Here is a 12,295-nt window from a genome sequence, read left to right on the forward strand (position 1 = left end):
TAATCTAGCCACTGTCTTAAACTGATTTGTATAAATTTAATTAATTCCAGGGTGCCGTACCTGATACGGTTATCCCCATACTGCGGGCAGTACCTGCTACCATTTTCATGGCTGATTCTACTGTAAATGCATTTAAATCAACCATTTTATCTTTAGCAATTTGCTCCACCTGATCCCAGTTTACACTGGCAACTTTTTTACGGTTTGGCTCGGCCGAACCGCCTTTTAAACCTGATACTTCCATTAACTGGATAGCTACAGGAGGTGTTTTAATGATAAAATCGAAAGATTTGTCAACGTAAACAGTAATAAGCACAGGTAACACTTTACCAGGTTTGTCCTGGGTACGTGCGTTGAACTGTTTGCAAAACTCCATTATGTTCACCCCTTTTGCACCTAATGCAGGTCCGATTGGAGGTGATGGGTTTGCAGCACCGCCCTTTACTTGCAGCTTAACCATTGCACCGACTTCTTTTGCCATTTTGCTTTTTTATTTAATTATTCAATGTTATAAAGTGGAAGCTATGTAACATTTGTTAGTCTGGTATTAAGTAGTTAGTATCAAGTATCTAGACTTTTTACTTTCCGGCTATTAACCATTATCTTCAATATCAAAATCGCACCAAATATTCTTCCTGATACTTGCTACTAGATACTATTATTCTTTCTCTACTTGCATGTAATTCAATTCAAGCGGCGTACGGCGGCCAAATATCTTTACCATAACTTTCAATTTCTTTTTCTCTTCGTTAACCTCTTCAATCACACCGCTAAAGCCGTTGAAAGGTCCATCCATTACTTTAACGTTTTCGCCAACGTAATATGGAACATTCATGGTTTCGCCTTGCGCGCTCATTTCATCAACCTTACCTAAAATACGGTTAACTTCTGCCTGGCGCAATGGGATAGCATTGCCTTGTTTATCGCCCAGGAAACCAATAACGCTGTTCACATTTTTTATAATATGCTCTAACTCGCCATCTAATACAGCTTCCATTAATACATATCCCGGAAAATAGTTACGCTCTTTAGCTATCTTTTTTCCATCGCGCATCTGGTAATATTTCTCGGTAGGTATTAATACCTGCGGTACCAAATGTGTAATGCCTAAGCGTGCAATTTCAGCATCAACGTATTGTTTTACTTTCTTTTCCTTACCACTTATTGCACGTACAACGTACCATTTTAATTGATCACTCATCCTTATATATATTAAGCTAGTGAACTATAAAACTTATTAAGCAGAATGCCAATGATCTGATCCATGCCAAATATCAGCATGGCAATTATTACTGCCGCTACTAATACTAAAACCGCGCTGCTTTGTAGTTCGCGCCAGGTTGGCCAGGTTACTTTCTGGGTCAACTCTATGTAAGACTCTTTAATATATTGAGATACGTTAGCCATTCTTAGTTATTTGCTATAATGCACGGGAACAAGGATTCGAACCCTGATCAAAGGTTTTGGAGACCTCTATTCTACCGTTGAACTATTCCCGTGTAAACCCTTAATCCCCGAAGGAACTTTATAATATTGATAAAGTACCAAGACAAAAAGTCCTGGTACTTTACATAAAAATTAACCGTTATGCTCCACCAAAGGTGGATGAAATTATTTTACAATCTCTGTTACCTGGCCAGCACCTACAGTTCTGCCACCTTCACGGATAGCGAAACGTAAGCCTTTTTCCATTGCGATAGCGTTGATCAATTTTACATTGATGGTAACGTTATCACCAGGCATAACCATTTCTACACCTTCAGCTAAGGTTATTTCACCTGTAACGTCTGTTGTACGGAAATAGAATTGCGGACGGTATTTGTTAAAGAATGGCGTGTGACGGCCACCTTCTGCTTTTGATAATACGTAAACTTCTGCTTTAAAGTCAGTGTGTGGAGTTACTGAACCTGGTTTGCAAATAACCATACCACGACGGATATCAGTTTTTTCAATACCACGTAACAATAAACCTACGTTGTCACCAGCTTCGCCACGGTCAAGGATCTTGCGGAACATCTCAACACCTGTTACGGTTGATTTTAAGTTCTCTGCACCCATACCTAAGATGTCTACTTGCTCGCCTGAGTTAATTACACCACGCTCGATACGGCCGGTTGCAACAGTACCACGACCAGTGATCGAGAATACGTCCTCAACAGGCATCAAGAAAGGGAGCTCAGTTAAACGAGGAGGAATTGGAATGTAAGCATCAACTGCATCCATTAATTCCATAATTTTTCCAACCCATTTCGGATCAGCATTTAAGCCACCCAAAGCAGAACCTTGGATAACAGGGATATCATCACCAGGGAAATCATAGAATGAAAGTAGCTCACGGATTTCCATCTCTACTAATTCTAACAATTCCGGATCGTCAACCATGTCAACTTTGTTCATAAACACAACCAATGAAGGTACACCTACCTGGCGGGCTAAAAGAATGTGCTCGCGAGTTTGAGGCATTGGGCCGTCAGTTGCAGCAACAACTATAATTGCACCGTCCATTTGAGCAGCACCTGTAACCATGTTTTTCACATAATCCGCGTGACCTGGACAGTCAACGTGTGCATAGTGACGGTTTTTAGTTGAGTACTCAACGTGAGCAGTGTTGATGGTAATACCACGCTCTTTTTCTTCTGGAGCAGAGTCAATAGATTCGAATGAACGAGCTTCTGAGAAACCTGCGTCAGATAATACTTTAGTAATAGCCGCGGTAAGGGTTGTTTTGCCGTGGTCAACGTGACCGATAGTACCGATGTTTAAGTGCGGCTTACTACGGTCAAACTTTTCTTTTGCCATGATTTATTATGTTTGGTTAATTTATATTTAAACTATTATTACTATATACTATAAAGTTGAGCCAACAATGGGATTTGAACCCATGACCTCTTCCTTACCAAGGAAGTGCTCTACCCCTGAGCTACGTCGGCTTATTTGTTAGCTCATTGGTTGTATTAACTAATGAGCCTCCAAGAGCGGAAGACGAGGTTCGAACTCGCGACCTATAGCTTGGAAGGCTATCGCTCTACCAACTGAGCTACTTCCGCTTTAAATAAGTTTGCAGTTTACAGTTTTCAGTCAGCAGTTAATAACTGCAAGCTGTTTACCGCAAACTGCTTACTCCCTTTTGTGGGGGGAGAAGGATTCGAACCTTCGTAGCCGAAGCAACGGATTTACAGTCCGTCCCATTTGACCGCTCTGGTATCCCCCCATTTGTTGATTATTGAATGTTTTAATTAGTGACTTACTGAATAAAGAACTTTAACATTCACTCATTCTAAAATTCACTCATTCACTCAATAAAAAACTGAGCCTCCTATCGGGATCGAACCAATGACCTACTGATTACAAGTCAGTCGCTCTACCAGCTGAGCTAAGGAGGCTAATATATACCTGATAAGCTGCTGATCAATACAGATCGTTCAAGACTAACCTGCAAAAATCGCCGGCTATTTATAAGGTGTAATATTTTTTATTTTAAAGAACCATCCTCTTTTGTTGAAGAAGCGCGTTACACACCTCTCCGAAAGGGATTGCAAATTTACAAATAAATAACGCTGTACAAAATTTTTTATCAAAAAAAACTCAATGACTTTTTGGAGGCTAATTTTGAGTGATTTTTCAGGTTGATTTACAGCGAGAAAGGGATTTTAAAGCATCCAAAAAATACAATTCTAAAGTTCTTTTAAGAACTCCTTAGCATCCTGAAGTTGAATTTTACCTTCTTTAATAGCTTTATTTCTGCGACTGACTTTCTTAAACGATTATAAATTGCATAGTGCCTTCATTCACAATGTAATTTAAACTCATTGCATCCAATATAGCCTTACTAGCCTTTTCCAGTTTTCTTTTCTTCTATATTAACAGCAAACGTTTTCATTATAAAAGATACAATCTTATCAAAAAAAAAATCGACAGCCTTTCAAGCTGTCGATCTTAATAAAATATAAGGGGTTATTTATTGTTAAAATTCCTCTTCGGTTGATGCCAGTACGGCCTTTTTAACCTCTTGAGCGGCAATCTCTTTCCGCTTTTTATGCTTCCCAATTTGCTTACGAAGGCTCTCAATTGCAAGGTCTGTCGCCTCTTCAAAAGTTTTACATTGTTCTTTCGCAAAAATCAGGTTGCCCGGCAACTGCAGTTTTATTTCGGCTATTTTATTTGCTTCGTCTTCTACGTTTTCCAGCTTTAAATAAACTTCGCCATTTATAATGTTGTCATAAAAGGTATCCAGCTTGTCGGCTTTCTTCTGTATAAATTCTAATAATCCTTTGTCTGCAGTAAAATGAATTGATTGCACTGTAATTTTCATGGTTCCTCCTTTTTATGCCTTTGGATGGGCGAGTTTATAAATAGATTTTAGTCTCTCGACAGAGTTATGCGTATAAATTTGAGTAGCGCTTAAGTTGGCATGGCCCAGTAATTCTTTTATCGCATTTAAATCAGCTCCCGCATTGAGCAGGCTGGTTGCAAAGGTGTGCCTCAACACGTGGGGGCTCTTTTTATTTTGGGTTGATATGTTAGATAGATATTTATGCACTGTTAGATAAATTAGCTTTGGATATGCATTTGCCCCTTTATCTGTAACGATCAATGTTAATGAATTGTTACTAAAATTTTCACTTTTCTTTAACTCGTTGTATCTCAATAGCAATAAGCTCAATTCTCGGTTAAGCGGTATGATGCGTTCCTTGTTTCGCTTGCCTAAAACCTTAACTGTATCCTCGTAAGTATTAATATCGCTGTCTTTTATTCCTAATAATTCGGCCAGGCGCATGCCGGTGCCAAACAGCATTTCAATGATCAGTTTATCGCGTGTGCCTTTAAAGTCGTCGGTAAACACTTTGCCATTATCCAGCATCTGGATAAGGCGTGCGTCTTCAACAACAACAGGCAGATGTTTCGGAATTTTGGGTGTGTTTATTTTTGATGCCGGGTTAATAGTTAATATCCCATCTTGCACCAAAAATTTAAAGTATTTGCGTAGCGTAGCAATTTTACGATTGATGGAACGCGCGGTTAGCTGCTGGTTCATCAGCTCAACCATCCAGTTACGTATCTGATAGTGGGTAATTTGTTGCGGGTGTGTTATGGTTTGATCTGGATGGTTCAGGAAACCAATAAACTGATCAAGGTCTGACTGATAAGCAGATACCGTATGCGGAGAGTACCGTTTTTCGAATTTAATATAATGTATAAACCGGTCTAAAAACATAAAAACTACTTGTGCATCCGATAGAATGAATGTACAAATAGTTTTATATATGTTTACAAGAAAACTGAAATTTCTTTTTACAAAGAATTAAACAGTTGGTTCAAGGTTCATGTTTTGTTTGTAGATGGCATGTTTGATTTCGTGACGACGGCTTACCGATTTTTTCTCGAATGCCTGACGGCTGCGAAGCTCGCGCAATACACCAGTTTTTTCAAATTTCTTCTTAAAGCGTTTTAATGCTTTGTCTAATGATTCGCCTTCTTTAACGTTGATTATGATCATAATTCCAAAATACCTCCTTTCAGGGACGGCAAATGTACGCACAATGTTTTGATTTACAAATAGGTTTTTTGATTAATGCAATATTAATATCAATTCGTTCCTGTCCATAAATTACTTTCGTTTGTATTTATGTTTTGGATTACGACTTGTATGGAAAACATGCAAGATATATATTGAACTTTCTATATGATCATATTCATACACAATAATATAAGGAAAAGTATCAATTACCATATCCCTATAATTATGTTTCTTTTTTGGAAATGCTATCGGATTTTTTGAAAGAACAGCAAATGCTTTATCTACAACATCAACAAATCTATCCCCTAAACCCATTGAGCGGCTTTCATACCAATTAAATGATTCATCGATTTCTTTCGAAGCGAACGATGAAAATATGATAGCATTTTTCACGCTATTTAGATCGGCTTAATAATCGTGCTTTCACTTCCTCCCAAGTAAAACCTTTATCCTTCCCACTTTTCAGATCCGCCGAACGGCGGTCCAATTCAGCAACCAATTCATCATCATTCCACCACTCATAAGGTATGTTTACATCATCTTTAATAATGGTATATATAGCTTCAACTTTGTCGTCATCGGCAACTTTAATATATTCATATAATTTTTGCCTTATTGTTAAGGTATCCATACACTTTGCTTTTAAACAAAATTAATAAAATTTAAGCACTGAATGTTATTACAGCGTAAAACATTTGAATTGTATTTCTGTTTAATCTATCTATATTTAACCGCCTAATTGCAAGTATACTATACATGATTACAAACACCCCCTTACAAACAACATACAGCCATTACTTACAAAGCGGCGGCGAAATGGGGCAACTTATCCGCGATTTTGACTGGAGCAAAACCGTATTGGGCGACCCGGAAGGCTGGTCGCAAAGTTTATTAACTACCATTAGCATTATATTAAACTCACCCTTCCCTATGTTTTTATGGTGGGGGCCAGAGTTGATACAGTTTTATAATGATTCTTATCGCCCCAGCTTAGGACAAAATGGCAAGCACCCAAAAGCACTGGGCCAACGCGGCGCGGATTGCTGGCCCGAAACATGGCCCGTAATTAAGCCCTTAATAGATAATGTACTTAAAGGCGGCGAATCAACCTGGAGCGAAAACCAACTCATACCTATTTACCGCAACAACAAACTAGAAGACGTTTATTGGACCTTTAGCTACAGCAAGGTATTGGACGAAACCGGTAATCCCGGTGGTGTTTTGGTGATCTGTAATGAAACTACGGAGCAGGTACAATCATACAACAACATACAAGCCGCTAAGAACGAGTTGGAATTTGCCATTGAAACTGCTGATCTGGGTACCTGGGACCTTGACCCGGTTACCAATAAATTTATAGGTAATGATAGGCTGAAGGAGTGGTTTGGATTACCATGCGATGAAGAAATAGCGCTTGAACATGCCATTGCAGCAATGGTTGATGAGGATAAGGGCAGAGTTATCGAAGCCATCCAGAAAGCAATGGCAAAAGGATCAGACGGGAATTATAATATTACATACACTATACAAAGCCTAAAGGACCAAACAAAGCGCATTGTTGAGGCCACCGGCAGTGCTTTGTTTGATGCGGAAGGAAACGTTTACCAGTTTAGCGGCATATTGCAGGACGTAACCGAAAAATACCAGGTACAGGTGCGTAAGGATGAATTTATAAGCGTTGCTAGTCACGAATTAAAAACGCCTATTACCTCGTTGAGCGCGTCCATGCAGATATTGCAGAAATTGGTTAAAACAGATCCGGCATCTGATAAAGTACCAATGTTTGTAAACAAGGCCAGTAACAATTTAAATAAGTTGATACACCTGCTTGACGACTTATTGAACGTTACCAAAATACAACAGGGGCAACTGGCACTTAACATCAACCGTTTTGACCTGGTTGAATTGATAAGAGATTGCTGCGACCATATAAACCCGATAAACAACTATGAATTTGTTTTTTTAGGCGATGACGAACTAATGGTTTATGCTGATTACCGCCGGATAGACCAGGTAATGATAAACCTGATAGGTAATGCCATAAAATACTCGCCGCTATCAAAACGGGTAGAGATAACGGTTAACCATGATAATGAGCAGGCCACCGTGTGTGTGCGCGATTTTGGCATAGGCATTAACCCGCAAAAACTACCGCATTTATTTGATCGCTATTATAGGGTTGATGCTTTTGGGCACCAGTTTTCGGGCTTAGGGTTGGGTTTATACATAAGCTCAGAGATTATTTCCCGTCATAATGGTAAAATTGGGGTCGATAGTAATGTAGGCAGCGGCAGTAACTTTTGGTTTACTATACCTATTGATAATAAGCTAGCGCTGTAAACTCCGCAAGAATCGGGTTTCGTACCGTTCTGCAAGCCGGTACATTTGTATCATTAAATGATAACGATCATGGAAACGCAGAACGAAATTGATTATAACAGAATAGCCGAAGCCATAGAGTTTTTACGGCTAAACTATAAACGCCAGCCTACATTAGAAGAAGTGGCAGAGTATGTACACCTAAGCCCCTTTCATTTCCAGCGCATGTTTAAAGACTGGGCCGGCGTAACACCTAAACAGTTTTTACAATACCTGAGTATTGAACACGCCAAATATATTTTAAAAGATAAACAAGTATCCTTATTTGATACCGCTTTCGAGACCGGCCTGTCAGGCACTGGCCGACTGCACGACCTTTTTATAAAAGTTGAAGGCATGACACCCGGCGAATACAAAAACGGCGGCGAGCAGTTAAACATTAACTACAGTTTTGCCGAAAGCCCTTTCGGTACTATCATAGTAGCATCAACCAACAAGGGTGTTTGCTATATGGCTTTCGCCGATGGAGATAACGATGAAGCATTTGCCGAATTACAAAAGAAATTCCCCAATGCTACCTACAACCTGTTTCTAGATATCATACAGCAAAACGCTATCTACATTTTCACGCAGGATTGGAGCAAACTAAGCGATATTAAATTGCACCTAAAAGGAACGCCCTTCCAATTAAAAGTTTGGGAAACATTATTAAAAGTACCTATGGGTGGTCTAATCACCTACTCGGGCCTGGCGGGTAATTTGCAAAACCCCAATGCCAGCCGCGCGGTTGGTTCGGCAGTGGCTGATAACCCGGTAGCTTTCCTGATCCCTTGCCATCGGGTAATAAAATCAACCGGCGAAACCGGGCAGTACCATTGGGGCAGTCAGCGCAAAAACGCGATGATTGGTTGGGAAGCATCGAAGGCGTTTGCAGAGGTGTAGCTCTTTTTGTTTTGTTTCACGAAATGTGAAACAGATGAAACAAGGTTTCTGATTAACTAATTTATAATAAGCATTTTATAAAAAACCAGTGAAACAAAAATGTGCAACAACTTATTCGTCTGTTTTTTTATGAGTGAATATGGATTATGAATTTGAATATTAGCTAATTGCAAATATAAAGGCAAAAACAAACCCTCTTTCTGCCGAAGGCGAAGAGAGGGTGGTCAAGCGAAGCAATGACCGGGTGAGTCAACGGCGCACGTTGATTGCAAGCGGCGACTCACCCGACTACGCTACGCTGGCCGGCCCTCTCTTTCGCAAGCGATAAAGAGGGCTAAACAAATTAATTATGATAAATCACACTGATTTAGGCCCTACAACTTTTGCCCGGCTTAGAATATTACAATCACTCATCGCCAAAGGCGAAATAACACTGGGCGGTTATGCTAAGGGGAAGATCTATGGGACGATTATCTGCAAACCGGGTAAGCGAATAAAACCTGTGAATCAGGTGTTTTTTAAAGACGAGCAGGAAGCATTGCATAATGGGTACCGCCCATGCGGCCACTGCATGCGTGAACAATTTAAACTATGGAAATTAAACAATGGCATTAAATAACTTATTACCCTATGATGGCGAGGTTAACTATTACGGTAGCGTAATGAATACAGACAAAGCCAATCAATACTTAAATACTCTACTGGATACTATTCAATGGAAAAATGATGAAGCCATTATATTTGGCCGGCATATCATCACTAAACGTAAGGTAGCCTGGTATGGCGATGATGGTTATAGCTATACTTACTCTAACACCACCAAACAAGCCTTAACCTGGACAAAAGAATTATTGCAACTAAAAGCAATGGTTGAGGAACTAACCGGCCAACAATATAATTCCTGCCTGCTTAACCTGTACCATACCGGCGATGAAGGTATGGCCTGGCATAGTGATGATGAAAAATCATTGGGAAAAAACACGTCTATAGCCTCATTAAGTTTTGGTGCCGAACGCAAATTCGCGCTTAAACATCGTGTTAGCAAAGACCCGGTTTCGCTGATATTAGAGAATGGCAGTTTGCTGGTTATGAAAGGCGCTACACAAACCAACTGGCTGCATAGTTTGCCTAAATCAAAAAAGATAACCGCGCCGCGGGTTAATTTAACTTTTAGGACGATGGTTTAAATTAAATGTCATTTCAAACAGTGTGACACTACCTCAATATCTCCCTACTGATAACGATCTTCTGTATCTCAGAAGTACCTTCTCCTATCGTACACAACTTAGCGTCACGATAATATTTTTCTACCGGGAAATCTTTTGTATAACCATATCCACCAAATATTTGTACGGCTTCTGTGGCGCATTTTACCGCTACTTCTGACGCGAAATATTTTGCCATAGCCGATTGTTTGGTTACCGGCTGGTGGCGGTTCTTCAGATCCGCGGCTTGCATGATCAATAGTTCAGCAGCTTCAATTTCGGTTGCCATATCGGCCAGTTTAAATTGGATGCCCTGGAAATTTGCGATAGCCTGCCCAAACTGGCGGCGCTGTTTGGCATAAGTAACTGCAGCCTCGAAAGCGCCTTTGGCAATACCCAGCGACAGGGCCGCGATAGATATGCGGCCCCCGTCGAGCACTTTCATGGCTTGCTTAAAGCCCTCACCCTCTTGTCCCAGTATGTTTTCTTTTGGTACACGACAGTTGTCAAACACCAGCTCGGTAGTTTCTGAAGCGCGCATGCCCAATTTATTTTCTTTTTTTCCGTGTGTAAAACCGGGGGTTCCTTTTTCTATTACGATGGCCGATATGCCGTTCGAATCGCCTTTGGCGCCGGTACGTACCATTACTACTGCAACATCGCCGGATTTACCGTGGGTGATCCAGTTTTTTGATCCGTTTACAATATAATGATCGCCATCTAATACAGCGGTTGTTTCCATCCCCATCGCATCCGATCCGGTATTGGCTTCTGTTAATCCCCAGGCACCTATCCACTCGGCGCTTGCCAGTTTAGGCAGCCATTTATGTTTTTGCTCCTCGGTACCAAAAGCCAATATATGGCCGGTACAAAGCGAGTTATGCGCGGCAACCGATAAACCTATCGATCCGCATACTTTAGCAATCTCTACAATTACGGTAACGTACTCAAAATAGCCAAAACCCGAGCCGCCATATTCTTCGGGCACTAAAACGCCCATCATACCCAGCTCACCTAGTTTTTTAAACAATTCTACCGGGAAAATTTGTGCTTCGTCCCACTCCATTACGTAGGGGCGTATATTTTTTTCGGCAAAATCGCGTGCCATCTGGCCCACCATTACCTGGTTATTGTTAGAAGAAAAACTGTATCCGGCTGATACGTCTGTTAGCAAAGAATCCATTATTTTTTATTTGATTTACAACAAAGTAACGCCAAAAATTACAGATTAGTTTCACTTTGGGGCACCGTAAAAAGGGACCAAATGGGTATACGGTACAGATAGTAGGTTTAGTTCATTTAAACCTGTTTATTGATGTAACTTAATATTAAAACTTTTTTTTGCGGATAATGGAACACGATACAATGATGTTTACGTGCTTATTGAGCAACATCTCTCATCACATATTCAAAGGTCAAAGTTTTATAAATAAACGAATTAGGATCATTAGGCGGATTTGTTTTAACAACAACCGATTTTGGGTACCCGTCAACACCAGGTACATAATTATATTGCGAACCCAGAAACGGATATTGCTGGTAATAGCTTTGTATAACCACGTTCTTACTCATGTAATCGTTCTCCTGGTCGTTTGAGTTCAGCAACATATATTTAGCGGTAGGATTATAATATGGATTTTTGTCTAAACCGTAATCATAATTAGTTGCGTTCACAAAAGTAACTATTTTCGATGAAGCCAAATTATCTCCTGAATAAGTATACACAAAGCTGTAGCTGTCGCTGCCGGTACGTTTGGTTACGCGGCCATCTATAACCGTGTAGGTATAACTTTCATCAATAGGTCCTGTTTTAATGTGCATGCTAACCGGCACGCCATTGTTATAGGTAAATGTATAAACAAGGCTTGCATTAGTACCTTGCCCATAGCTAATACTTACCAAATCGTCACCACTATAGGTATAGTAATAGCCCCCTCTTTGAATCAACCTGTTTTTGCTGTCATAACTAAAAGATGTTACAGTGGTTTGGTCACCATTGAGGCCGCCTACTGCTGTAACTTTTGATATCAGTTTAATTTGTTGCTTCGGTGTAGCGTCTTTCTTTTTACAGGCGCCAAACATAATGCATAATAATAATGATGCTAAGAGTATAATTTTGGTTTTCATAAGGTTGATAATTGGTAGGTATTGTATTGCAAATTAAGTATATGACTTATAAAATCCAAATATTAACTAATGCTATAATATTAAATAATACTTATTTTTCATTAATCAGCACAACACATTTAATCTTTTAATTATAATATAAAACATAACCTATCTCCGGCTTGTTGCGTACAATACCTGATTC

General features: G+C 39.9%; 15 protein-coding genes and 5 tRNA genes. 4 read left to right on the forward strand and 16 right to left on the reverse strand.

Features of this window, described 5'->3' with window-relative positions:
* Positions 1-40 precede the first annotated feature (40 nt).
* From rplK to JWQ34_RS07395, 14 genes are all read right to left on the reverse strand, one after another.
* A complete protein-coding gene (gene rplK, locus JWQ34_RS07330; protein WP_299356007.1) occupies positions 41-481 on the reverse strand; it encodes a 50S ribosomal protein L11 in 441 nt (146 codons plus the stop codon).
* A gap of 177 nt (positions 482-658) precedes the next feature.
* The gene (gene nusG / locus JWQ34_RS07335) at positions 659-1,201 is read right to left on the reverse strand and encodes a transcription termination/antitermination protein NusG (protein WP_214071512.1); all 543 of its coding nucleotides are present in this window, start codon (positions 1,199-1,201) and stop codon (positions 659-661) included.
* A gap of 11 nt (positions 1,202-1,212) precedes the next feature.
* Positions 1,213-1,407: a preprotein translocase subunit SecE gene (gene secE, locus JWQ34_RS07340; protein ID WP_299356011.1), complete on the reverse strand. Its 195-nt coding sequence runs from the start codon at positions 1,405-1,407 to the stop codon at positions 1,213-1,215.
* A 21-nt stretch (positions 1,408-1,428) separates the two neighbouring features.
* Positions 1,429-1,499: transfer RNA gene (locus JWQ34_RS07345), tRNA-Trp, on the reverse strand.
* A 112-nt stretch (positions 1,500-1,611) separates the two neighbouring features.
* Complete coding sequence (gene tuf / locus JWQ34_RS07350; protein ID WP_299356013.1) at positions 1,612-2,799, reverse strand: elongation factor Tu; 1,188 nt, start codon at positions 2,797-2,799, stop codon at positions 1,612-1,614.
* A gap of 59 nt (positions 2,800-2,858) precedes the next feature.
* Positions 2,859-2,930: transfer RNA gene (locus JWQ34_RS07355), tRNA-Thr, on the reverse strand.
* A 44-nt stretch (positions 2,931-2,974) separates the two neighbouring features.
* Positions 2,975-3,047: transfer RNA gene (locus JWQ34_RS07360), tRNA-Gly, on the reverse strand.
* Positions 3,048-3,130: 83 nt separating this feature from the next.
* Positions 3,131-3,211, reverse strand: a tRNA-Tyr gene (locus JWQ34_RS07365).
* A 99-nt stretch (positions 3,212-3,310) separates the two neighbouring features.
* A tRNA-Thr gene (locus tag JWQ34_RS07370) sits at positions 3,311-3,383 on the reverse strand.
* 581 nt (positions 3,384-3,964) lie between these two features.
* Positions 3,965-4,312, reverse strand: coding sequence for a ribosome-associated translation inhibitor RaiA (gene raiA / locus JWQ34_RS07375; protein ID WP_299356015.1), 348 nt, complete (start codon positions 4,310-4,312; stop codon positions 3,965-3,967).
* A 12-nt stretch (positions 4,313-4,324) separates the two neighbouring features.
* Positions 4,325-5,215: a tyrosine-type recombinase/integrase gene (locus JWQ34_RS07380; protein WP_299356017.1), complete on the reverse strand. Its 891-nt coding sequence runs from the start codon at positions 5,213-5,215 to the stop codon at positions 4,325-4,327.
* A gap of 87 nt (positions 5,216-5,302) precedes the next feature.
* The gene (gene rpsU, locus JWQ34_RS07385) at positions 5,303-5,497 is read right to left on the reverse strand and encodes a 30S ribosomal protein S21 (protein ID WP_299356019.1); all 195 of its coding nucleotides are present in this window, start codon (positions 5,495-5,497) and stop codon (positions 5,303-5,305) included.
* Positions 5,498-5,608: 111 nt separating this feature from the next.
* On the reverse strand, positions 5,609-5,911 hold the full coding sequence (locus JWQ34_RS07390) for a type II toxin-antitoxin system RelE/ParE family toxin (protein WP_299356021.1): 303 nt from the start codon (positions 5,909-5,911) through the stop codon (positions 5,609-5,611).
* A gap of 1 nt (position 5,912) precedes the next feature.
* Entirely contained in the window at positions 5,913-6,149 is a 237-nt protein-coding gene (locus JWQ34_RS07395) for an addiction module protein (RefSeq protein ID WP_299356024.1), read from the reverse strand.
* A gap of 125 nt (positions 6,150-6,274) precedes the next feature.
* On the opposite strand from JWQ34_RS07395, the gene JWQ34_RS07400 reads away from it, so the two are divergent.
* From JWQ34_RS07400 to JWQ34_RS07415, 4 genes are all read left to right on the forward strand, one after another.
* Positions 6,275-7,858 (forward strand): PAS domain-containing sensor histidine kinase, encoded by a 1,584-nt coding sequence (locus JWQ34_RS07400; protein WP_299356026.1) that lies wholly within the window; start codon positions 6,275-6,277, stop codon positions 7,856-7,858.
* A 69-nt stretch (positions 7,859-7,927) separates the two neighbouring features.
* Complete coding sequence (locus JWQ34_RS07405; RefSeq protein ID WP_299356028.1) at positions 7,928-8,779, forward strand: methylated-DNA--[protein]-cysteine S-methyltransferase; 852 nt, start codon at positions 7,928-7,930, stop codon at positions 8,777-8,779.
* Between the two features lie 349 nt (positions 8,780-9,128).
* Positions 9,129-9,398: an Ada metal-binding domain-containing protein gene (locus JWQ34_RS07410; RefSeq protein ID WP_299356030.1), complete on the forward strand. Its 270-nt coding sequence runs from the start codon at positions 9,129-9,131 to the stop codon at positions 9,396-9,398.
* Complete coding sequence (locus JWQ34_RS07415; RefSeq protein ID WP_299356033.1) at positions 9,385-9,966, forward strand: alpha-ketoglutarate-dependent dioxygenase AlkB; 582 nt, start codon at positions 9,385-9,387, stop codon at positions 9,964-9,966. The genes JWQ34_RS07410 and JWQ34_RS07415 overlap by 14 nt, the downstream gene beginning before the upstream one ends.
* Before the next feature lie 28 nt (positions 9,967-9,994).
* On the opposite strand, the gene JWQ34_RS07420 is transcribed toward JWQ34_RS07415, so the two are convergent.
* Together JWQ34_RS07420 and JWQ34_RS07425 are read right to left on the reverse strand one after the other, a co-directional pair.
* Positions 9,995-11,104 carry an acyl-CoA dehydrogenase gene (locus tag JWQ34_RS07420; RefSeq protein WP_367278603.1) on the reverse strand — a complete coding sequence of 370 codons (1,110 nt, stop codon included), beginning with the start codon at positions 11,102-11,104 and terminating at the stop codon, positions 9,995-9,997.
* 260 nt (positions 11,105-11,364) lie between these two features.
* Positions 11,365-12,111, reverse strand: a complete 747-nt coding sequence (locus JWQ34_RS07425; protein WP_299356037.1) for a hypothetical protein — start codon at positions 12,109-12,111, stop codon at positions 11,365-11,367.
* Between the last annotated feature and the right edge of the window lie 184 nt (positions 12,112-12,295).

It is taken from the genome of Mucilaginibacter sp., from assembly GCF_028288185.1.
In the GTDB taxonomy this organism is placed as follows: domain Bacteria; phylum Bacteroidota; class Bacteroidia; order Sphingobacteriales; family Sphingobacteriaceae; genus Mucilaginibacter.

Excerpts from the sequence above, each read along its gene's own strand:
- JWQ34_RS07410 (WP_299356030.1), top strand. The coding sequence starts at position 9,129 with ATGATAAATCACACTGATTTAGGCCCTACAACTTTTGCCCGGCTTAGA.
- raiA (WP_299356015.1), bottom strand. The coding sequence starts at position 4,312 with ATGAAAATTACAGTGCAATCAATTCATTTTACTGCAGACAAAGGATTA.
- JWQ34_RS07420 (WP_367278603.1), bottom strand. The coding sequence starts at position 11,104 with ATGGTGGGCCAGATGGCACGCGATTTTGCCGAAAAAAATATACGCCCC.
- JWQ34_RS07415 (WP_299356033.1), top strand. The coding sequence starts at position 9,385 with ATGGCATTAAATAACTTATTACCCTATGATGGCGAGGTTAACTATTAC.
- rplK (WP_299356007.1), bottom strand. The coding sequence starts at position 481 with ATGGCAAAAGAAGTCGGTGCAATGGTTAAGCTGCAAGTAAAGGGCGGT.
- rpsU (WP_299356019.1), bottom strand. The coding sequence starts at position 5,497 with ATGATCATAATCAACGTTAAAGAAGGCGAATCATTAGACAAAGCATTA.
- tuf (WP_299356013.1), bottom strand. The coding sequence starts at position 2,799 with ATGGCAAAAGAAAAGTTTGACCGTAGTAAGCCGCACTTAAACATCGGT.
- secE (WP_299356011.1), bottom strand. The coding sequence starts at position 1,407 with ATGGCTAACGTATCTCAATATATTAAAGAGTCTTACATAGAGTTGACC.
- JWQ34_RS07380 (WP_299356017.1), bottom strand. The coding sequence starts at position 5,215 with ATGTTTTTAGACCGGTTTATACATTATATTAAATTCGAAAAACGGTAC.
- nusG (WP_214071512.1), bottom strand. The coding sequence starts at position 1,201 with ATGAGTGATCAATTAAAATGGTACGTTGTACGTGCAATAAGTGGTAAG.
- JWQ34_RS07425 (WP_299356037.1), bottom strand. The coding sequence starts at position 12,111 with ATGAAAACCAAAATTATACTCTTAGCATCATTATTATTATGCATTATG.
- JWQ34_RS07395 (WP_299356024.1), bottom strand. The coding sequence starts at position 6,149 with ATGGATACCTTAACAATAAGGCAAAAATTATATGAATATATTAAAGTT.
- JWQ34_RS07400 (WP_299356026.1), top strand. The coding sequence starts at position 6,275 with ATGATTACAAACACCCCCTTACAAACAACATACAGCCATTACTTACAA.
- JWQ34_RS07405 (WP_299356028.1), top strand. The coding sequence starts at position 7,928 with ATGGAAACGCAGAACGAAATTGATTATAACAGAATAGCCGAAGCCATA.